We start from the raw sequence: 19,305 nt of genomic DNA, 5'->3' as shown, positions 1-19,305 counted from the left end.
TTCGAGGAAACCGTTCGGCGTGGCGGTCAGGCCTGCTGGAGGCCGGCCGCCACGAGGGCGGTGTCGGCGACGTCGCGCAGGACCGACTCGCCCATGCCGGCCTCGGTCAGTGCCTCCATGCCGCGTAGCACTGCCAGGAGATGGTGGGCCGTCCGCTGAGGATCACGGTCGCCGGGGATGTCGCCCGCGGCCTGAGCACTCTCCACCTCGGCCCGCAGGAGGCCGGCCAACATGGTGAACGTCTGCCGTGCCCGGACGGCGACCTCGGTGTTCGTCGCGGCCAGTTCCGCGGTTGCCTTCGCGAGCAGGCAGGCGCGCTGTGGGCCGGGTGGGGCACCGGCGGCGACCGCCATGTCGAACAGAGCCCGCAGACGGGTGGCCGCCGACGAGTCCGGGCCGCTCAGGTGCTTGCTCAGACCGGCCGTGATGTTCGCGCAATAGCCGTCCAGGACCCGCTGGAACAACGCCTGCTTGTCGCCGAAGGCGCCATACAGGCTGCCCTTGCCCAGGCTTGTCGCCCGCATCAGGTCGTCCAGTGACGTCGCCGCGAAGCCGGAGGTCCAGAACGTCTCGGTCGCGGAGTGCAGTACCTGTTGCTCGTCGAACTTCCGGGGCCGGGCCACGTGGCCAGGGTATTCGTTCTGGACCGTACGGTCAACACGCTGGCGCTGCTCCTCGCAAGCGACCGATCCAGCTTCATGACCGGCAGTGAACTGTTCGCCGACGGCGGCGAGGACCGGGTGTTCCCCGCCGCCCTCTAGAGTTCGGGGTGCTGTGGGCCTCCGAGTTCGATGGAGATCGCGTCGACCAGGTTGCGGTGGGCGGTTCCGTCCGGCGGCGCCGAGTTCTCCTTGTCTGCTTCGGCGGCGACCTCATTGGCGATGAAGGCCGATTCGGTCAGCTGGACGAGAAGGTCGGTCCAGCGAGGCCCGGTCAGCGTCATCCGGGCGCTGGTCCGGCCGACGTCCGTGGCGGTGCGAAGCAGGCGTTGCTGACGGCCGGACAAGGTGACCGCGTACCGGCGGTCGGGTCGCAGCCGCAGCTCGTTGAGCGCCTCCAGGCTGACGTCGCCCAACGGGCGATAGTCGACGGCATCGGCGGCCACGGTGAACTCGCACCAGGGCGACCAGCCCAGCTCGTCGTCGTCCGGACTTCTCGAGATGGCGTTGTCGAGGGCCTGATCCGCAGTGTCGTCGACTCGTGCCCGCCACCGGTAGCTTCCGCCTGGCGCCAGGTCGCCCGGTCCGAACTCAAGAACTCCGGAACCGGACGAGCCGACGGTTTCGCTGCCGTCGAGTGGCTGGTACTCGTAAATGATCTCTTCGCCCGGGGCGGCCGTCGCCCGCGCCGTGGTCAACGTCGTGCCGACCACCGGCCGCCCGGATCCGGTGGTGCAACCTGTGTGGGTCCCGGTCATCGCCGGGATCGGTGCTGGACGGGTCCGGGGGGCCGGCATCCAGAGCTTCGGGTCCACCGATGTGCCGTCCGGCCGGGTACAGATGAAAGCGACAGAGACGTTGTCCGCGTCGCGATACTCGTCGGCGATCTGCTGCATCGCCTTCCGGCACTGCGAGTACCGGGCCGTGTCGCCACCCGGCCCGGCCCCGGCAGGCGCCGAGCCTGCTGCGGCGGAAACACACGCCAGCGTGGCCAGCACGGCCGGCCAGCGCAGCACCGTGCGCGTCCGTCCGAACCCGGCCATCGCCACCCCTCCCACGCGTCGGCGACCGGCCACCTCATCGGCTGTCAGCCTGCGGGTGTGAGATCTTACGGAACACGGATCGGTGCGTTCCTGGGCGACGGCCTCCCTGAGGTCGCTGATCGGGTGGTGGGGAAACCGCGGCCTACGGCACGAAGCCGGCCAGTTGCTCGTCGAGCCAGGGGTACAGCTCCTCGGCCCTCGTGTTCAGCCGGGCCTTCAGGCCGCGGGTCGGCTCATCGGCCAGCACCTCGATCGAGCCGTCGGCGACCGCGTCGTAGGCCTGGGCGACGACGTCGGCCGGGCTGACCTTGGGGACGTCCCAGCGCGCCGACATCGGAGTGTCGACCATGCCGACCAGCAGGCCGATGACCTGGGTGCCCTGGGCGCGCAGCTCGACCCGTAGCGCGTTGGTCGCCGACCACATCGCCGCCTTCGACGCCCCGTAGCCGGTCGGCACGTTGATCCATGCTGCGGTGGACAGGATGTTGAGCAGCGTTCCGCCGCCGTTGGCCGCGAGCACCGGTGTGAAAGCGCGCGCGACCCGCAGCGTACCGAAGAAGTTGGTTTCGAAGGTTCGGCGCAGCTCGTCCTCGGGGCCGGAGATGGAGTCGCCGGCGGGGGCGATGGCCGCGTTGTTGATCAGCAGGTCGACGTCGGGGGCCTCCGCGGCGGCGCGGCCGGCGTCGTCGGGGTTCGTGAGGTCGAGCGTCAGCGGCCGGATGCGGGCGTCGTTCCACGGCTTTCCGGTACGCGCGGCGGCGTAGACCCGGGACGCGCCACGCTCGAGCGCCTGGCGCACGAACTGTTCGCCCAGGCCGCCGTTGGCCCCGGTCACCAGGACCGTACGGCCGTCGAGTGGCTTGTTCATCTAGACTCCTTCGGCAAGTGGGGAATGCCCCCGGAAAAACTATGTGGGGACTATCCCCGGATAGTCAAGAAGGATGTGGTGATGGCGACAACGAAGCGTCCGATGCGTGCCGACGCTCAGCGCAACCGCGACGCGATCCTTACCGCGGCGCGTGAGACGTTCCAGGTCGAGGGCGTGCTCACCTCGCTCGACGGCATCGCCCTGCGGGCCGGCGTCGGCAATGCCACGCTCTACCGCAACTTCCCGACCCGTGACGACCTGCTTGCGGCGGTCATGCAGACGAGCATCGCGGACGCGCTGACCGAGGCCGACGAATTGGCGCGTACGCTCGGGCCGCGCGAGGCCCTGGCCGAGTGGCTGAAGCACCTGACCTGGCAGCTGCGCATCTGGCACGACCTGCCGTACTGTCTGGCCGCCGCCCACCACGACGACGCCTCGCCCATGAAGCCCGCCGCCGACCCCCTGCCGGCCCGCACCGGCGTCCTGCTGGCGGCGGCGAAGGCCTCGGGCGACGCGACCGCCGACATCACCGCCGACGAGGTGTACGAGTTGGTGCTCGCCCTGTCCTGGGCGGTCGACCGCTTCCAGGACGACGAGCCCGCCGCCCGCCGCCGCGTGGCCATGGGGACGGCCGGGATCTTCGCCTAAGGGGCCAGCATCGTCAGCAAGCCGGCCAGCGAGCCGAGCCCGCCCTTGCCGCCCCGGTCCAGCCAGACGGCGCCGGCCAGACCGGCGTTGCGGGCCCCGGCCACGTCGCTGCTGAGGCTGTCGCCGATGTGCCACGCCCGGGCGGGAGTGGCGTCCAGCTCGCGCAGAGCGCGGTGGAAGATTTCCGGCTGTGGCTTGGCGTGGCCGGTCTCGCCCGCCGTGACGATCACGTCGACGTACGCGTCCAGACCGGTCGCGGCGATCTTCTCCCGCTGGGTGTCGCCGGGCCCGTTGGTCACCACCGCCAGCCCGTCGACCAGCTCGCGCAGCCCCTCCAGCGTCGACCGCACCTCCGGATAGAGCCGGTAGCGGGCCATCCTGTCCCGGCGGTAGAGCTCGAAGGCCATCCGGGCCAGCCCGGGATCGTCGTGCCCGCACAGCGTGAGCGCCTCGTGCCAGTGCTCGCGCCAGACGTCGTGGCCGTGCGGCGAGCCGCTCGGCGCCAGCATCACCGCCGACGCTGCCGGCTCCCAATGGCGGAGGCAGAGCCGCGCGTACGTTTCGGCCAGCTCGGCCGCATGCAGGCCGGGCACGGACTCAGTCAGCCCGTCGCAGGTCGCGCGGACGGTCAGCAGCCAGTCGTCGTCGGAGTAGTCGAGCAGCGTGCCGTCGAGGTCCAGCAGGACGACCTGCGGCGCCCTCCGGCCGGGGCTCTGGGGCCGGTCACTCAATCGGGCCGCCGCCGAAGCCGATCTCGTTGCCGTCGGGGTCGCGGAAAATGGCCTTGCGGACGCCGTTCTCGTAGGTCTCCACAGTGGCCGGTTCGAGGCCCCGGCCGGCGATCTCGGCCAGCCGGGTGTCGTAGTCGCCGACGAAGATGGTCTGCAGGGCGTGGCCGGCCCGTTCGGGCAGCAGCTCGATGTAGAGGTAGCGGTGGTCGGCCAGCTCCCACACCGCCTCGGTGTCGTTGGGCCGGAACGCCGGCTCGGCGCCGAGAAGCCGTTCGTACCAGGCGGTGGCGGCGGCGTAGTCGCGGACCGGAACACCGGCGAAGAGGTCTACGGTCATGACGCTCAGGTTAGAGCCCGCGCGAGCAGTTCGTGGAGCTTGGCGGCGCGCGTCGGGTGGCGGTGCGACATCCAGGCGACCCGGCCGGCCAGGTGGGCGGCGAAATCGGCGTGGCCGTCGCGGTTCGCCTCGGCGAGCCCGTGCCGGGCGGCGTTGTGCAGGACGGCGCGCAGCCGGTCGTACTCCTTGCGGGGGACGGCCGGGCGCTCGTTGACGACCAGGCCGGTCAGTTCCTGGCGCTGCGACCGGCGGCGGATCCGGGTCTTGCCGGGGTGGACGCGGAAGCCCTCCTCGGCGGCGATCCGGCCGGTCAGCTCGACGAGCCGGTCGGCGCGGGCGTTGGTGAGCGTGCCCGAGAAGGCCAGGTCGTCGGCGTACCGGCCGTAGGTGACGCCGAAGCGGCCGGCGAGCGCGCTGAGCCGCCGGTCGAGGCGGAAGGCGCACAGGTTGGCGAGCGCGGGCGAGGTGGGCGCGCCCTGGGGCAGGTGCGGTTGGCGCAGCAGCGCGGCCAGGTGCGGGTCGGGCGCTTCGCGAAGGACGTGAGCCGGCGTACGAGTGGTGGTCAGAGCGGTCAGGGTGTGCGCGACCGGCTCGGGGTAGCCGAGGCCGCGGAACAACCCATAGATCCGGGCCGCCGTGATGCTCGGGAAGAAGGCCCGCAGGTCGAGGCGTACCAGCACGTCGGCGCCGGTGTGGGCCCGTGCGAAGGTGTGCGTGCCCCGGCCCGGCACGAACCCGTGAGCGCTGTCGTGCACCGGCACGACCGACAGGATCCGATCGAGCAGGCGCCGTTGCAGGTCGCGCATCCGCGGTTTCGGCGCCTCGATCAGCCGGTGCGGCCGCCACACGTACCGGTAGTGGCGCAGCCGTTCGTCCCGGGCGTGCCGGTTGAGCTCGCGCCGGTCGGCGAACCAGTCGAGAGCGTCGCCGTCGAGCCCCAGAAACGCGGCGAGCTCCGCCAGGTCGCCCAGGGCAGGAGCACCCCACCGCATCCGTACGACCCGGGTCGGCGCCACGATCCGGCGCCGGATGACCGCCCGGCGGGCCAGGGCGCGGTTGATCAGAAATTGACGCAGCTCCCGGGGGCGGTCGACCGGTGCGCGCGGGTACGCCCGCCACACGGCCACCACCAGCCGACGCGCCCAGGGCGCGCGCCCCGCGACGACGGCCCGTACGACTGCTTGCATCTGCGCCGGACGCCAGTCCGTGGTGAGCAGAGCGTCGGCGAGGGCGCCGGCCACCTGCGGCGGGGCAGCGTGCCCTGACGATTCCCGGTCGTGCCTGCGCAGTGCCGCGCGAAGCGCTGCGTCGCGCCGGCGATGCGCTGCGGTGCTCAATCAAGCGTCCTCGGGGTTGCCCCGAAGAGCCCTCGCCGCCGCGAACGGCGGTCGACGGCCAGCTCAGGACACGCTGCCATCGGGCCAGCATAGAGACCCCAAGCAAGATCGGTCCGGCGTCCCGGAGGGCTGGGCCCGCCCCGCCAGGCAGGCCCGCCTCCGTCAGCCGGTCAGGGCCGGTGGATCCACTGCTGGGCCGGGCTGCCGTTGCAGCCGGTCGCGGTGACGACCCCGTTCGGGATGCCGCCGGTGCGGTTCATGTCGATGCAGAGGCCGTTGTCGTTGCGCCACTGATTGCCGGCGCCGAGGAACGTCGGGGTCCAGACCTGACCCGAGTTCCAGGCGCAGGTGACCCGGCGCAGGTGGTCCGTGCCGGCCTGCTGCTCCAGGCAGGTGGTCCAGTTGCCGGTGACGGCCAGGAGCCGGAAGGCGTTCCGGCCGCTGTCGGCGACGGTCATGATCCAGCGGTTGCCCGTGGTGCTGCACGGCACGGCTGACGCATTGTGATTGAGACAGAAATTGGTGCCGTTGCTGACGCCGTACAGCTTGTCGCCGGTCGCTGCCTGCGCCGGCGAGGTGGGAAGAATGGATGCTGCGGCGCAGCGACAAGAATCGATCTTGCGCAATCCCGCAATCCGCCGGGCGAACGGGACATCGCTCGCCACCACTTGAATGGTTGTGCTTGCATCGCGGCATGAGGAAACGGGGGAAAGCAATGAAGGATCATGAAAGCGGGTAGCGCCCGGGCCCTGACCCGCCGCCGGCTGGCCGAGCTGCTGGAAGCCGAGCAGTGCGAGCACCTGGCGATCTGGTTGTCCTGCTCGCCCAGGGACACACCGACGCCAGCGCGGCCGCGCGGCTGCGGATCAGCGCCCGGTCGGTCACCGACATCCTGCGCACGCTGATGGACCGGGTCGGCGTGGGCAACCGCTTCCAGCTCGGTCTCGCCCTGGGCGCCACCCGCCGGGTGCCGCTGCCGCCACCCTCGGGGGAGGACGGATGAGGTCCCTTCGCAGAGCGCGCGGAGAGCTCGGCCCGGTGCGGGCAGCCTGCATCGTCACCTGGTCCAAGGGGCGGGTCGCGTGCGTCCGGATCACCGCGGTGGGGGAGTCGAGCACGATCAGCATCGAGCCGCTGCCCACCAACGACACGTACGTTGGCCGGGACGTGTCGCTCGGAGAGGTGACCGACGAGCCGAATCCGGGCTGCGCGGCCTGCGTCTGAGCGCAGCACAGGCCCGGCGGCCTCAGGTCAACGCCGTCGCCTCCGAGGTGGTCTCCTTCGAGCTGACGCCGTAGCGGCGGACCGCGCGGCGGGCCAGCGAGGAGCGGTGGACCTCGGACGGGCCGTCGTAGATGCGGAACGGGCGGATCTCGCGGGCTATCCGGGCCGTGGGCAGGTCGGCCGAGACGCCGGCGCCGCCGCACATCTGGACGGCCCGGTCGGCCACCCGGTGCAGGGCCTCGGCGCCGAAGACCTTGGCCAGGGAGGTCTCCTCGCGGCCGGGCCGGCCGGCGTCGAGGGCCCGGCACGCGGTGAGCAGCAGGGAGCGGGTGGCCGCGAGGTCGATCTCGTTGTCGGCGATCATCAGCTCGACCATGCCGTGCTCGGACAGGCGGCGGCCGGCGGCGGTGCGGTCGCTGACGTAGGCCACGGCGGCCTCGTGGGCTCGCTGGGCGGCGCCCAGCCAGCGCATCACATGCGTGAGGCGGGCCGGGCCGAGGCGCACCTGCGCGTACCGGAAGCCCTGATCCACCTCGCCCAGCACGTCGTCCGGGCCGACCCGGACGTCGGTCAGCTCCAGCTCGCAGTGGCCGCCCAGCATCGACTTGTCCATTGTGGTCACGTGGCGCACCAGGCGGATTCCGGGGCGGTCGGCGGGAACCAGGAACATCGTCGCGCCGCCCTCGGTGCGGGCCATCACGATGAGGAATCCCGCGCCGTCGGCGCCGGTGATGAACTTCTTCCGGCCGGTGACGAGCCAGCCGTCATCGGATGTGCGGGCGGTCGTCCGGAGCGCGTTCGGGTCGGAGCCGGCGCCCGGTGGCGGCTCGGTCATCGCGAAGGCCGAACGCACCGAACCCCGGGCCAGGGGAGCGAGATAGCGCTCCCGTTGCGGATCGGAGGCGACCTGGTCGAGCAGGTGCAGGTTGCCCTCGTCGGGGGCGTTGATGTTGAGCGCCATCGGGCCGAACAGCGAGCGGCCGGCGGCCTCGAAGACCGGGGCCCGTTGCTCCATGTTCAGGCCCAGACCGCCGTACTCCAGCGGGGCGTGGGGGGCGAAGATGCCGGCGAGCCGAGCCTTCTGCTGCAGCTCGACGCGCAGACCCTCGCCGCCGGCCGCGTCGACGGAGCCGTCCGAGCTGTCCTCCGCAGGGATCACATGCTCGTCGATGAATGATCGCGTGCGCTCGACGATTTCGCTGGTCATAGCCACCCCGCTCGTGACGGTCTCGTTAAGGAAATGTTGCCGGGAGTGTTGCTTGTCACACGGGTGGAGGTCCACACTCTTGGCTACCGAGCGAGCGCTCGGGCTGTATCAGCTTGATACGGACGGGAAGGGCGCGTCAATGGCGACGGAGACACATCAAGCCATGACAACCGAGGTCACGGCGGAGGCGACGTTCGCCGCCTGGCTCGGCCGACTCACCGCGGCCCTCGAGGCCGCCGACGCAGCGGGCGCCACGGCGCTGCTCGCCGAGGACTGCTGGTGGCGCGACCTGCTCGCGCTCACCTGGGACCTGGGCGTCCACCACGGACGCGACCAGGTCGAGGCGATGCTCGACGAGCACCTCACCCCGGACTCCTTCACGAACATCGCGATGGTCACCGAGTTCGGCCCGCGCTACCAGGGCGACGTCGTCGAGGGCTTCATCACCTTCGAAACCCCGCTCGGGTACGGGCGGGGAGCCGTCCGCCTGCGGCCGGAGAACGACCAGTGGGTCGCCTGGACGCTGATGACCGAGCTCGACGACCTGCGCGGCCACGAGCGCCGGATCGGCGCCCGCCGGTCGCGGGGCCCACGTCACGAGGCGACCGGCAACTGGCTCGACGAGCGGCGGGAACACGTCCGCTTCGCGGGCCGGGAGCCGGACGTGGTCGTGCTCGGCGCCGGCCAGGGCGGGCTCGCGGTCGCCGCCAACCTGGGCCTGATGGGCGTCGACACGCTGGTGCTGGAGAAGAGCGAGCGGGTCGGCGACGGGTGGCGCAAGCGCTACCACTCGCTGGTGCTGCACGACCCGGTGTGGGCGGACGCCCTGCCGTACATGCCGTACCCCGAGTCGTGGCCGGTCTACTGCCCGAAGGACAAGATCGCCGACTGGTTCGAGTCGTACGCCTCGGCCATGGAGCTCAACGTCTGGACCTCGGCCGAGATGACGTCGAGCAGCTTCGACGAGGCAGCCGGGCGGTGGACGCTGGTCGTCCGTACGCCCGACGGCGAGCGCGAGGTGCATCCGCGTGACGTCATCCTGGCCACCGGCGCCGCGGGCGAGCCCAACGTGCCCGACTTCCCCGGCCGCTCCTCCTACGAAGGCGTCAGCTACCACTCCAGCGGCCACCGCAGTGGCGGTGACTGGGCCGGACGCAAGGCGGTCGTCGTCGGCGCCTGCAACAGCGGTCACGACATCGCGCAGGACCTGTACGAGGCCGGCGCCGACGTCACGCTCGTGCAGCGCTCGTCGACCCACATCATCAGCCAGGAACACGGCATCCCGGCCATCTTCGGCAGCAACTTCGCCGAGGGCGGCCCGCCCACCGAGTACGCCGACCTGCTGGCCGCCGGCACGCCGTGGCCGCTCGTGCTCGAGATGGCCAAACAGGGCGTGAAAGAGACCGCTCGCAAGGACGCCGACCTGCTGGCCGCGCTCGACGCGGCCGGGTTCAAGCGCAACGACGGACCCGACGGCACCGGCCTGATGGGCTATGCGCTGGCGTACGGCGGTGGCTACTACATCGACGTGGGCGCTTCCCGGCTGATCGCCGACGGGAAGATCAAACTCGCCCAGGGCTCCGGCCTCGCGGAGTTCACCCCGGACGGCGTACGCCTGGAGGACGGCCGCACCCTCGAAGCCGACCTCGTCGTCCTCGCGACCGGTTATCGCAACATGCGCGAGACGGCTCGCCGGCTCTTCGGCGACGAGGTCGCCGACCGGCTCCCGCTCGTCCTCGGCATCGGCGAGGACGGCGAGATCGGCGGACTGTACCGGCGCACGGGTCACCCCGCGTTCTGGTACATGGGCGGCCCGCTCGCCTGGGTCCGCATCTACTCCAAGCACCTCGCACTCCAGATCACCGCGAAGCAGGCGGGGATCCAGCCGGAGTAAACGCCTTTCAGCGATACCGCCGGGTCGGCGACCCGGCGCGATACCTCATGCCCGTCCGCAGAGGAGTCAGCCCATGAAACGTCATATAGCCATCGCCTGCGCCGGTCTTCTACTCGTCTCGGCCTGCGGAAACGGCGACTCCGACGCCGCCGCCGGCGGCGGCGACAAGAAGCTCGTCTACTTCATGGCCCCCAACACCACCCCCACCCGCTACATCCAGCAGGACGGCCCGGCCTTCGAGAAGGCGATCAAGGCACTCGACCCCAGCGTCGAGGTCAAGTTCGTCAACGCCGGCGGCGACTCCAACCAGCAGCTGCAGCAGGCCAACGCGGCCATCGCGGCCGGCGCCAAGGCCCTGGTCGTCGTCGCGGCCGACCCGAACACCAGCGCCGGCCTGTTGCAGGCGGCCGAACAGGCCAAGGTGCCGGTCATCGGCTACGAGAACCCGCCGGTCAAGGGCACGATGTACGCCCAGGTCATCTTCGACCCCGAGAAGGTCGGCGAGCAGCAGGCCACGTACTTCGCCGAGCAGGTGTCCAGCGGCAAGCTCGGCGCCAAGCCGGTCAAGGTCTCCCGTCAGTACGGCAACAAGGGCGACGTCTACACGACCCAGATGCTGGCCGGGCAGAACAAGATCATCGAGCCGCTGATCCAGAGCGGCGACATCCAGGTCGTCTGCGAGGACTACATCAAGGACTGGGCGCCCGACAACGCCACCAAGGCCACCGAGCAGTGCCTGACCAAGACGCAGAACGGCGTGAACGCGTTCTTCGGGTTCTACGACGGCATCACGGCCGGCATCATCGCGGCGCTCAAGGGCAAGAACCTCAAGACCCCGGTGTACGGCGGTCAGAACCCCGAGTTGACGGGGCTCCAGTACATGCTGACCGGCGATCAGCAGGACAACGTGCTCAAGGCGTTCTCGGTCGAGGCCGAAGCGGCCGCGAAGATCGCCCTCGCCGCCGCCGGGGGTCAGGCACCGCCGGCCGACCTGGTCAAGGACACCATCGACAACGGCGCGATGCAGGTGCCCACGGCCAAGCTCGAGTCGACGCTGATCCATCTCGAGGACGGCAAGGATCCCGGCGACGCCGTGCAGAAGGCCGTCGACCTCGGCATCTTCACCTGGGCGCAGATCTGTGAGGGGCCGGCCGCGGCCACCGAGACCTGCAAGACCAGGAACAAGTGACCCATCGCTTCTGGGACCGGGGCGGCCGGATCGGACCGGCCGTCCCGCGGGGAGGACGTCCATGAGCTTGCTCGAGCTCACCAAGATCTCGAAACACTTCGGCGGCGTACGGGCCCTGCACGAGGTCGACCTGGCGGTGGACCCGGGCGAGGTCGTCGCGCTCATCGGCGACAACGGCGCCGGCAAGTCCACCCTCGTCAAGATCGTGTCCGGTGTGGAGTCGCCCGACACCGGCGAGATCCGGGTCCGCGGCGAGAGCGCCCGCCTGGTCTCGCCGCGTGCGGCAGCCGAGGCCGGAATCCGCACGGTGTTCCAGGACCTGTCGTTGTGCGACAACCTCGACGCGGTGCAGAACCTCTTCCTGGGCCAGGAGAAGTACGGCCCGATGTGGTCCGGCCGCCGCATCCGCCGGCACGTCATGGAGGAACACGCCCACCGGATTCTCGAGTCCCTGTCGGTCAAGCTGCGCTCGCTCAGCACCCCGGTCGTCGCGCTCTCGGGCGGCCAGCGGCAGGGTATCGCGATCTGCCGGGCGCTCATCAGCGATCCCGCCGTGGTGATCCTGGACGAGCCGACGGCGGCCCTGGGCGTGTCCCAGCGCGCCGAGGTGCTCGACCTCATCCACCGGCTGCGCGACCAGGGCCGGGGCGTGGTCGTGATCTCGCACGACATGAAGGACGTTCGCCAGGTCGCCGACCGCGTGGTGGTGCTGCGCCTGGGCACCCGGGTGGCCGAGTTCCGCCGCGGCGAGTACACCCCGTCCGACCTGGTCGGCGCCATGACCGGCGCCCATGAAGGAGACGAGCTGTGAGCGTCACTTCTCCGCAGGTTTCCGGCGCGACCGAGACCCCGGCCGGCGCCCATGAAGGAGACGAGCTGTGAGCACCGCGACGACCTCCGCGCCCGAGACCCGGCGAACCCCGGCCGGTCGGGCCATCGAGATGGCCGCGCGGGGGCACCGCAGCCTCCCGGTGCTGATTGTGCTCGCCATCATCTGGACCGTCTTCTACAGCCAGAGCCCGGCCTACCTGAGCTTCCAGAACATCACCAACCTGACGCTGCAGATCGCGACGACGGCGATCCTGGCCCTGGGCGTGGTCTTCGTCCTCCTGGTGGGCGAGATCGACCTTTCCTCGGCCGTCCTCTCGGGAGTCTGTGCCGCCATCGCGGCCGGACTGGCCGTCAACAGCGGTCTGGCCCTGCCCCTGGCCATCGCGGTGGCGATCGCCGCGGGCATGGCGATCACGCTCGTCGAGGCCCTCGTGATCACGTTCGGGGTGCCGTCGCTGATCGTGACGCTGGGCGGCATGGTCATCCTGCAGGGTCTCATCCTGGTCGTGCTGCCGCCCGAGTTCACGGTCAGCGTGGCCGGCACGTCGTTCGCGAAGATCGCTGGCACGGCGATCCCAGCCGGCGCCGGCTATGTGCTGGCCGCGATGGGAACGCTGGTGTTCGCCGCCTACCGCTTCGTCCAGTACCGGGAACGGATGTCCACAGGCACGCGGACGTCTCCCGTCGCGGTCGTCGTGCCGTCGGTGCTCGTCGCGGTCGTGCTCTTCGGCGGGGTCTTCACGCTGACCCGCCAGCGGGGCCTGCCGATGCCGGTGCTGATCGTCGCGGTCATGCTGCTGATCGCCTGGTACTTCACCACGCAGACCCGATACGGCATCCACTTGTACGCGGTGGGCGGCGACCGGGAGGCGGCCCAGCGTGCCGGCGTCCCCGTGCGGCGCATGGTGATCTATTCGTTCCTGATTCTCGGGGCGTGCGCGGCGATCGCGGGCATGGTCGACGCCTCCCGGCAGCTGGGCGTCTCGGTCACCTCCGGCGCCGGACCGCTGATGCTGAACGCGATCGCGGCCGCCGTCGTCGGCGGCACCAGCCTGTTCGGCGGGCGCGGGTCGATCTGGTCGGCCATCCTGGGCGCGCTGGTCATCGGCTCGATCAGCAACGGCGTGCAGCTGCTGGGCCTGACCACCGAGGTGCAGTACTTCGCGACCGGGTCGGTGCTCATCATCGCCGTGGCGGTGGACGTGGTCCTCACCCGCGGCTCGCTCTGGCCGGGCCGGCGCCGATGAAGTGGATACCTGATCCGGCACGGATCCGAGACACCCGGATCGTGCGGTTCGCCGAATGGCTGGTCGACCAGGGCCGCGCACGGCTGACCGACGTGACGGACTACCACGAGCTGCACGCGTGGTCGGTGGCGGCGCCGGGCGAGTTCTGGTGCGCGGTCGCCGAGTTCTTCGACGTCGAGTGGGCCGCGCTGCCGCGGGAAGCGCTGGCGGAACGACGGATGCCCGGGGCCGTGTGGTTCCCCGGGGGCAGGCTGAACTTCGGGCGGCATCTGCTGCGCGCCGGGCGCGACGACCAGGCCGCCGTGATTCTGGTCGCGGAGGACGGCGACAAAACGGTTCTGACATACGCCGAACTGCGCATCCAGGCCGGCGCGGTGGCCGGACGGTTGCGCGCCCTCGGCGTCGAACCGGGCGACCGGGTGGCCGCCTATCTGCCCAACTGCGTCGAGGGAGTGGTCGCGTTCGTGGCCACCGCGATGGTCGGCGCGGTGTGGGCCCAGACCGGACTCGACTATGCGGCGCCCTCGGCCGCCGAGCGGATGGCCCAGCTGAACCCGAAGGTGCTGATCGCCGGCACGGGCTACCGCTTCGGCGGCAAGGTCCACGACCGGCGCGCCGCGGCCCACGAGTTGCGCCAGTTACTGCCCGGCCTGCAACACACCATCACGGTAGAGACCGCAGGAGTGCCGGACAGCGCATCCAGTCAGGAGCACGCCATCCCGGTCGAGACCGCCGGGATTGCGGATACCCCATCCGGTCTGAAGCGCGCCGTCCCGGTCGAGACCGCCGGCGTTGCGGATAGCTCATCCGATCTGGAGCGCGTTGTCCCGGTCGATAACGCCGGGGCGGCGGATAGCTCATCCGGCCTGAGACGCGCAGTCCCGGTGGACACCGCCCGGGTTGCAGATAGCTCATCCGGTTTGGAGGCCGCTGTCCCGGTGCGAACCGCCGGAGTTGCGGATACCCCATCCGGCCTGGAGCGCGCTCTCGTGGTCGAGTCTGCGCAACTGTCGGATAGCTCATCCAGTTCGTGGGTGGAGGCGCTCGGGGCTACGCCTGTGCGGGAGGCTCTGGCTGTTGATTTCGACCACCCGTTGTGGGTGTTGTTCACGTCGGGCACCACGGGCAAGCCCAAGGGCATTGTGCACGGGCACGGGGGAGTGCTGCTGGAACAGCTCGTGTCGCCGGGGCTGCACATGGATCTGCGGGGCGACGACACGTTCTTCTGGTACACCACGCCGAACTGGATGATGTGGAACGCGCAGGTCTGCGGGCTGCTGCACGGCGCCACCATCGTTTTGTATGACGGCAAGCCGACCTTTCCTGGGCCGGATGCGTTGTGGCGGGTGGTCGCCGACCTCGAAGTTTCCGTGTTCGGCACCTCGCCGGGGTATCTGGAGGCCTCGCAGCGAGCCGGCCTGAAACCGGATATCCCCTCCGTCCGGCTGGTCGGTGTCACCGGATCGGTGCTGCCGGCCGCGGCCAACGAGTGGTTCCGCGAGAACGTCAGCAACACTGTCCAACTCGGGTCGATGAGCGGCGGAACGGACATCTGCGGTGTCTTCGTCGCCAGTGCTCCGACCACGGCGGTGTATGACGGTGAGATCAGCGCCGCCGCCCTGGGTGCGGCCGTTGAGGTGTGGGAAGCCGACGGCCGCCAGGCGGCGGACGGGACGCCGGGCGAGATGGTGATCACCGCGCCGATGCCGTCGATGCCGCTCTACTTCTGGGACGACCAGGACGGGCGGAAGCTGCGGGACACGTACTTCGACGTCTTTCCCGGCGTGTGGCGGCACGGCGACCTGATCGAGCGGACCGCGCACGGCGGCTACGTGATCCTCGGGCGCTCCGACGCCACCATCAACCGGCACGGGGTGCGGCTGGGCTCGGCCGAGATCTACGCGGCGATCAGCGACCTGCCGAACGTGGCGGACGCCCTGCTCATCGGCGTGGAGCAGACGGACGGGGGCTACTGGATGCCGCTGTTCGTCGTGCCGGCCGGAGCGGTCGAGCCGGCCGCCGTCAAGCGGGTGATCGCCGAGCGCACGTCGCCCCGGCACGTGCCCGACGACGTCATCCTCGTGCCCAGTTTGCCGCACACCAGGACGGGCAAACGGCTTGAGGTTCCGGTCAAACGTATCCTCCAGGGCGCCGATCCCGAGCGCGTGATCGACCGGGGAGCCGTCGACGACGCCGGCGCCCTCGACACGCTGATCGCGGCGGCGCGCGCGGGACGGGGCCAGCCGTGAGCACGACGAAAGAGGCGAAGATGTCAGCCGGGTACGACTGGCGCGAGTACGAGGCGCAAGACCTCTCGAACATCCTCGACGCTGCCCTTCAGGCCTTCTTCGAGCACGGCTATCACGGCACGACGACCCGCGACCTCGCGCGCCGGTGCGGCCTGTCGGTTCCGGGGGTCTACCACTACTACCCGTCCAAACAGGACATCCTCTTCGACCTGATGAATGTGATCATCGACGAGCTGCTGGACCGCAGCAAGCAGGCGCTGGCGGCCGCGCCCGGCGATCCGCGGTCGCAGTTCGACGCGCTGGTCGAGTCGCTGCTGCGGTTCCACATGTACCGGCGGATCGGCGCCACGGTGTCGACGGCGGAGCTGCGCAGCCTGGAGCCCGAGAACCGCGAGCGCTACGTCGCCAAACGGGACGAGCAGCAGCGCATGCTCGACCGGGTGATTCTCGACGGCGTACGGGAGAAGGCCTTTGCCACCCCGTATCCGAAGGACGCCAGCCGGGCCATCGCGTCGCTCTGCGTGGGTGTCGCATCGTGGTACCGGCCGGACGGGTCGCTGCCGGTCGAGGCGCTGCTGGAGCGGTACTCGACGATCGCGCGTTCCATCGTCGGCATCCCGGGCGAGACCGCGTGAGCGCCGGACGGTCGGCGCTGGTGACCGGCGCCTCCCGCGGCATCGGGCGGGGGATAGCGCTCGCCCTCGCCGCCCAGGGGTGGAAGCTCACGGTGGTGGCCCGTGATCCGGACCGGCTCGCCGCGGCGTTCGACGGCGTCGGCGGGTCCCGGATCGACAGGATCGCTGTCGACCTGGCCGCACCGGACGCCGCTGACGCCGTCGTGTCCGCGTACGCGGAGAAGAACTCGTCTTTGGACGCGCTGATCCTGGCGGCCGGCGTGGGATCGGCGGCACCGCTCGACGGCTATCCGATCGGGCGCTTCGACAAGCAGTTCGCGCTGAACACGCGGGCGCCGTTCGTGCTCGTCAGCCAGTTGCTGCCGCTGCTGCGGTCGGCTTCGGGCGGGGCGCGGGTCATCGCGCTGGCGTCGATCGCCGGCGTGCACGCGGAAGCGTCGCTGGGCGTGTACGGGGCCAGCAAGGCGGCGCTGCTCGCGTTGTGCCGCGCCGTCAACGCGGAGGAATCGGCTCGCGGCGTCACGGCGACGGCGATCGCGCCCGGCTACGTCGACACCGACATGAGCGCCTACGTCCACGACACCGTGCCGCCCGGCACGATGATCCCGGTCGACGACGTCGTCCGCACGGTGACGGCCGTCCTGGAGCTGTCGCCGCGCAGCGTGATCGACGAGATCGTGATGCGCCGGGCCTCCGCCGTGGGACACCGGCCGTGAGCCTCGACGTCGAGGGGGTGCGGGCGTTCCTCCGGCAGCGGGGGATCCCGGTGGCCGGGCCGCTGGCGAGCACCCTGGTCAGCGGCGGCCGGTCCAACTTGACGTACGCGGTCACCGACGGCGCTCACCGCTGGATCGTCCGGCGGCCGCCGATGTCCGGCCTCACCCCGTCGGCCCACGACGTGGCCCGGGAATGGAAAGTGACGCAGGCTCTGCAATACAGCGCGGTGCCGGTGCCGCCGGCGGTCGCGCTCTGCGAGGACCCGGGCGTGATCGGGGCGCCGTTCGCGGTGTCGGCGTTCATCACCGGCCTGGTCGTGCGCACCCGGTCCCAGCTCGAGGCGTACACCTCGCGCGAACTCGACTCGTGCGTGACCGAACTGGTGCGGGTGCTGGCCGACCTGCACGCGGTGGATGTCGACGAGGTGGGGCTGGGCGGTCTGGGCCGTCCGGACGGCTTCCTCGACCGTCAGGTGCGCCTGTGGTGGCGGCAGTGGACCGAGGTGAAGAGCCGGGACCTGCCCGACGCGACGGCCCTGCACAGCCGCCTGACCGAGGCGGTGCCGGCCCGGTCGGCCCACATCGGCGTGGTGCACGGCGACTTCCGGATCGACAACACGCTGCTCGACAGCGCCGACATCAGCAAGGTTCTGGCCGTGGTCGACTGGGAACTGGCCACGGTCGGCGACGTGCTGACCGACATCGCGCTCATGTGCGTCTACCGCCAGCCCCAGCTCGACCCGATCCTGGGCCTGGACGCGGCCTGGGCCAGCGACCGCCTGCCCAGCGCCGACGCGATAGCCGAGGCCTATGCCCGCCGCCGCGGCGTGAGCCTCGACCACTGGCCGTTCTATCTGGCCCTGGCCAATTTCAAACTGGCCGTCATCGCCCAGGGCATCAGCTACCGCGCCCGCCGGGGCGCCGCCGCGGACCCGACGTCGGCCCGGGCCGAGGACGCTGTGCAGCCGTTGCTCGCGGCCGGCCTCCGCGCCCTCACCCCGTGATCGTCCGCATGTCTGCTCCGATGAAGCGGACCGGCCGCCGAACGGCCAAGGTTGTCGCTCTGGTGCTGGCTGCCGCGCCCGCCTGCCCGAAGCGCTCTGCGGAGGCTACGAATAGCCGGATGCCCGGGGCAAACGTGGGCGGTGACCGTGCTACCGCCCGGCTGCCACCGGTGCGACGGCGCGGAGTTCGGCGGTGAGCCTCGTGGCGAGATCCGAGGCCGATTCCGATGGTGACGACGGGGTGGGCTCGAAGAACGTCACCTTCAGCCGGGGGCGTCGCGGGAAGCGGGTGATGTCCACGGTCCCGGAGACCGCGGCGCAGACGATGCGGGACTGGGGCACGGCCTGAGCGAGGCGTCCGACACCGCTGCGGGCGCGCAGCTGCCGGCCCTGCGAGCGGCTGCCTTCGGGGAAGATTCCGACGCAGCCGCCGGCCGAAAGGCACTGCACCGCGGCGTCCAAGGCGTCCGTGTCGGTCTGGCCGCGCCGGACGGGGATCTGCCCCATCCCGTCGAGCACGCGCCGCAGCAGCGGGTTCTTCCACAACGACGCCTTCGCGAGGGCCTGGATCTGCCGGTGCCGCCGGGCGGCGAACGCGATGACCACGGGATCCCACGCGCTGTCGTGGTTGGCCGGGACGATTGTCGCGCCGTGCATCGGGAGGTGGTGCAGGCCGACCACCTCGAGACGACCCCACCAGCGGACGATCGGCCCTGCCGCCGTCATGACCGCTCGATACACCGGCGGGATCCGGCCGGCGGTGTTCGTAGCAGCGGCTGAACGATTGCGTTCCATGACTCACTCTCAGTCGGCCCCGCCGGATCAGCGCGGAGGAGAAGACGACATGTCCCCGATCGGACAGGCGTCGTCGCGGTAGGGCTGGTTGACTGCGAGTATGCCCTTTGAGCGGTACGGCGTGCTGGCTGGGGTGTTGCAGCGGCACTTTCGCGACCAGCCCGACGATCAGGGTCGCTGGTTCCACGTCAACCTGCGGGTGGACGCGCCGGCGGGCCGGTACAAGTGTGCCGTCGACGTGGACAGCAAGAGCTCAGCCACCGGGGTGCAGTGGAAGGTCTTCGCGATGGAACCGGTCGCTGCGCGGGCGCCGGGGTATCACGAGCTGAAGCGGATGCCGGGGGAAGGCGCGCTCGACTACCTGCGCCATCCGGGGCTCGCGCTGGACGCGCCTTGGCGGAGTGGGTCGTTTCTCGAGGCCTCGGCCGCGCTGGAACCGATCCTCGAGGTGGGGCGGCGGATTCTCGTGTTCGGGGAGCCGTTCGACGAGGGGCTCGGGATGCACAACGTACATCAGAATCAGGGAGACCCGTACGGCTCGCAGTGGTGGGACGAGAACGGGATCTGGCAGGACGGCGGGACCGTGACCGAGCGGCCGGACGGGCGGCTCGATGTGTTCCTGTCGAAGTTCTCCACGCAGGCCGGGTGGACCGACGACGACGGGCATCCGGTCGTGGGCGCGCCGTAGTCT

General features: G+C 70.8%; 22 protein-coding genes. 13 read left to right on the top strand and 9 right to left on the bottom strand.

The window, feature by feature from the left end; all coding sequences use genetic code 11:
• Positions 1 to 26 precede the first annotated feature (26 nt).
• A complete protein-coding gene (locus KXC43_RS05610; protein WP_221374856.1) occupies positions 27 to 623 on the bottom strand; it encodes a TetR/AcrR family transcriptional regulator in 597 nt (198 codons plus the stop codon).
• Between KXC43_RS05610 and KXC43_RS05605 the strand changes: the two genes are divergently transcribed.
• Positions 624 to 761 carry a hypothetical protein gene (locus KXC43_RS05605; protein WP_221374855.1) on the top strand — a complete coding sequence of 46 codons (138 nt, stop codon included), beginning with the start codon at positions 624 to 626 and terminating at the stop codon, positions 759 to 761.
• Here KXC43_RS05605 and KXC43_RS05600 read toward each other — a convergent pair.
• Positions 758 to 1,702 (bottom strand): hypothetical protein, encoded by a 945-nt coding sequence (locus KXC43_RS05600; protein ID WP_221374854.1) that lies wholly within the window; start codon positions 1,700 to 1,702, stop codon positions 758 to 760. The genes KXC43_RS05605 and KXC43_RS05600 overlap by 4 nt on opposite strands.
• A gap of 142 nt (positions 1,703 to 1,844) precedes the next feature.
• On the bottom strand, positions 1,845 to 2,570 hold the full coding sequence (locus tag KXC43_RS05595) for an SDR family oxidoreductase (RefSeq protein ID WP_221374853.1): 726 nt from the start codon (positions 2,568 to 2,570) through the stop codon (positions 1,845 to 1,847).
• An 81-nt stretch (positions 2,571 to 2,651) separates the two neighbouring features.
• Between KXC43_RS05595 and KXC43_RS05590 the strand changes: the two genes are divergently transcribed.
• The gene (locus KXC43_RS05590) at positions 2,652 to 3,218 is read left to right on the top strand and encodes a TetR/AcrR family transcriptional regulator (protein ID WP_221374852.1); all 567 of its coding nucleotides are present in this window, start codon (positions 2,652 to 2,654) and stop codon (positions 3,216 to 3,218) included.
• Here KXC43_RS05590 and KXC43_RS05585 read toward each other — a convergent pair.
• The 4 genes from KXC43_RS05585 to KXC43_RS05570 all read right to left on the bottom strand — a co-directional run bounded on the left by KXC43_RS05585 (position 3,215) and on the right by KXC43_RS05570 (position 6,423).
• Complete coding sequence (locus KXC43_RS05585) at positions 3,215 to 3,949, bottom strand: HAD family hydrolase (protein WP_221374851.1); 735 nt, start codon at positions 3,947 to 3,949, stop codon at positions 3,215 to 3,217. The genes KXC43_RS05590 and KXC43_RS05585 overlap by 4 nt on opposite strands.
• Positions 3,942 to 4,286 carry a VOC family protein gene (locus KXC43_RS05580; protein WP_221374850.1) on the bottom strand — a complete coding sequence of 115 codons (345 nt, stop codon included), beginning with the start codon at positions 4,284 to 4,286 and terminating at the stop codon, positions 3,942 to 3,944. Before KXC43_RS05580 ends, KXC43_RS05585 begins: the two co-directional genes overlap by 8 nt.
• A gap of 5 nt (positions 4,287 to 4,291) precedes the next feature.
• Positions 4,292 to 5,623 carry a reverse transcriptase family protein gene (locus KXC43_RS05575; RefSeq protein WP_221374849.1) on the bottom strand — a complete coding sequence of 444 codons (1,332 nt, stop codon included), beginning with the start codon at positions 5,621 to 5,623 and terminating at the stop codon, positions 4,292 to 4,294.
• A 170-nt stretch (positions 5,624 to 5,793) separates the two neighbouring features.
• Positions 5,794 to 6,423 (bottom strand): ricin-type beta-trefoil lectin domain protein, encoded by a 630-nt coding sequence (locus KXC43_RS05570; protein WP_221374848.1) that lies wholly within the window; start codon positions 6,421 to 6,423, stop codon positions 5,794 to 5,796.
• Between KXC43_RS05570 and KXC43_RS05565 the strand changes: the two genes are divergently transcribed.
• Positions 6,414 to 6,626, top strand: coding sequence for a helix-turn-helix domain-containing protein (locus KXC43_RS05565; protein ID WP_221374847.1), 213 nt, complete (start codon positions 6,414 to 6,416; stop codon positions 6,624 to 6,626). The genes KXC43_RS05570 and KXC43_RS05565 overlap by 10 nt on opposite strands.
• Positions 6,623 to 6,847 (top strand): hypothetical protein, encoded by a 225-nt coding sequence (locus tag KXC43_RS05560; RefSeq protein ID WP_221374846.1) that lies wholly within the window; start codon positions 6,623 to 6,625, stop codon positions 6,845 to 6,847. The genes KXC43_RS05565 and KXC43_RS05560 overlap by 4 nt, the downstream gene beginning before the upstream one ends.
• Before the next feature lie 22 nt (positions 6,848 to 6,869).
• Here KXC43_RS05560 and KXC43_RS05555 read toward each other — a convergent pair whose 3' ends face one another.
• Complete coding sequence (locus KXC43_RS05555) at positions 6,870 to 8,054, bottom strand: acyl-CoA dehydrogenase family protein (RefSeq protein ID WP_221374845.1); 1,185 nt, start codon at positions 8,052 to 8,054, stop codon at positions 6,870 to 6,872.
• A gap of 163 nt (positions 8,055 to 8,217) precedes the next feature.
• Here KXC43_RS05555 and KXC43_RS05550 point away from each other — a divergent pair, with 163 nt between their 5' ends.
• The 8 genes from KXC43_RS05550 to KXC43_RS05515 all read left to right on the top strand — a co-directional run bounded on the left by KXC43_RS05550 (position 8,218) and on the right by KXC43_RS05515 (position 17,819).
• Positions 8,218 to 9,948, top strand: a complete 1,731-nt coding sequence (locus tag KXC43_RS05550; RefSeq protein WP_221374844.1) for a flavin-containing monooxygenase — start codon at positions 8,218 to 8,220, stop codon at positions 9,946 to 9,948.
• A 73-nt stretch (positions 9,949 to 10,021) separates the two neighbouring features.
• Positions 10,022 to 11,137: a substrate-binding domain-containing protein gene (locus tag KXC43_RS05545; protein WP_221374843.1), complete on the top strand. Its 1,116-nt coding sequence runs from the start codon at positions 10,022 to 10,024 to the stop codon at positions 11,135 to 11,137.
• Between the two features lie 61 nt (positions 11,138 to 11,198).
• A complete protein-coding gene (locus tag KXC43_RS05540; RefSeq protein WP_221374842.1) occupies positions 11,199 to 11,948 on the top strand; it encodes an ATP-binding cassette domain-containing protein in 750 nt (249 codons plus the stop codon).
• A 67-nt stretch (positions 11,949 to 12,015) separates the two neighbouring features.
• On the top strand, positions 12,016 to 13,215 hold the full coding sequence (locus KXC43_RS05535; RefSeq protein WP_221374841.1) for a sugar ABC transporter permease: 1,200 nt from the start codon (positions 12,016 to 12,018) through the stop codon (positions 13,213 to 13,215).
• Between the two features lie 41 nt (positions 13,216 to 13,256).
• Positions 13,257 to 15,464 (top strand): AMP-binding protein, encoded by a 2,208-nt coding sequence (locus tag KXC43_RS05530; RefSeq protein ID WP_221374840.1) that lies wholly within the window; start codon positions 13,257 to 13,259, stop codon positions 15,462 to 15,464.
• A complete protein-coding gene (locus KXC43_RS05525) occupies positions 15,461 to 16,099 on the top strand; it encodes a TetR/AcrR family transcriptional regulator (protein ID WP_221374839.1) in 639 nt (212 codons plus the stop codon). Before KXC43_RS05530 ends, KXC43_RS05525 begins: the two co-directional genes overlap by 4 nt.
• Complete coding sequence (locus tag KXC43_RS05520; protein ID WP_221374838.1) at positions 16,096 to 16,815, top strand: SDR family oxidoreductase; 720 nt, start codon at positions 16,096 to 16,098, stop codon at positions 16,813 to 16,815. Before KXC43_RS05525 ends, KXC43_RS05520 begins: the two co-directional genes overlap by 4 nt.
• Positions 16,812 to 17,819 carry a phosphotransferase family protein gene (locus KXC43_RS05515; RefSeq protein WP_221374837.1) on the top strand — a complete coding sequence of 336 codons (1,008 nt, stop codon included), beginning with the start codon at positions 16,812 to 16,814 and terminating at the stop codon, positions 17,817 to 17,819. Before KXC43_RS05520 ends, KXC43_RS05515 begins: the two co-directional genes overlap by 4 nt.
• Before the next feature lie 150 nt (positions 17,820 to 17,969).
• Here KXC43_RS05515 and KXC43_RS05510 read toward each other — a convergent pair whose 3' ends face one another.
• The gene (locus tag KXC43_RS05510) at positions 17,970 to 18,545 is read right to left on the bottom strand and encodes a lysophospholipid acyltransferase family protein (RefSeq protein ID WP_255643574.1); all 576 of its coding nucleotides are present in this window, start codon (positions 18,543 to 18,545) and stop codon (positions 17,970 to 17,972) included.
• Positions 18,546 to 18,714: 169 nt separating this feature from the next.
• Here KXC43_RS05510 and KXC43_RS05505 point away from each other — a divergent pair, with 169 nt between their 5' ends.
• Positions 18,715 to 19,302, top strand: a complete 588-nt coding sequence (locus tag KXC43_RS05505; protein ID WP_221374835.1) for a DUF2278 family protein — start codon at positions 18,715 to 18,717, stop codon at positions 19,300 to 19,302.
• Positions 19,303 to 19,305: the final 3 nt, after the last annotated feature.

Source organism: Paractinoplanes polyasparticus (assembly GCF_019710575.1).
Classification (GTDB): domain Bacteria; phylum Actinomycetota; class Actinomycetes; order Mycobacteriales; family Micromonosporaceae; genus Actinoplanes; species Actinoplanes polyasparticus.
This window is presented reverse-complemented; position numbering and strand designations above follow the sequence as displayed.